The 593-nt window shown below is 58.5% G+C and carries 1 protein-coding gene; it reads left to right on the top strand.

What is annotated here, in order from left to right; translation table 11 throughout:
• Positions 1-513 (top strand): 1-(5-phosphoribosyl)-5-[(5-phosphoribosylamino)methylideneamino] imidazole-4-carboxamide isomerase (locus B3520_RS05840; protein ID WP_286875623.1); only part of this gene is annotated, 513 nt, incomplete at its 5' end.
• Between the last annotated feature and the right edge of the window lie 80 nt (positions 514-593).

Raw genomic sequence — 593 nt, forward strand, 5'->3', positions numbered from 1 at the left:
CTGCCGATCCAGATCGGCGGCGGTATCCGCAGCGCCGAGACGATCGAGCATTACCTGCAGGCGGGCGTCCAGTATGTGATTATCGGCACCAAGGCGGTGAAGGAACCGGAGTTTGTGACCGAGATGTGCCGCCGTTTTCCGGGGCATATCATTGTCGGTCTGGATGCCAAAGACGGTCTGGTGGCGACGGATGGTTGGGCCGAGGTGTCTGAGGTGAAGGCGACGGATCTGGCGAAGCGTTTTGAGAAAGATGGCGTCAGTGCGATTGTCTACACGGATATTGCCCGCGACGGTATGATGCAGGGCGTGAATGTGGAGCAGACGCTGGCGATGGCGAACGCTTCGAGCATTCCGGTGATCGCCTCTGGCGGTATTACCAATATGGATGATATCAAGGCGTTGCGTCAGGTATCCGATCAGGGCATTACCGGAGCGATTACCGGCCGGGCGATTTATGAAGGCTCGCTGGATGTGGCTGAAGCCCAGGCTTATTGTGATTCGGCTGGGTCCTAATCGTAACGTCCGACTTGGTGCTTGTCAGGTCGTCCGGGCGGAGGCAGGGTAAACCCTTCGGAGACCCGCCGTGAACCCAT

The sequence above is a fragment of the Marinimicrobium sp. UBA4509 genome (assembly GCF_002388575.1).
GTDB lineage: Bacteria > Pseudomonadota > Gammaproteobacteria > Pseudomonadales > Cellvibrionaceae > Marinimicrobium > Marinimicrobium koreense.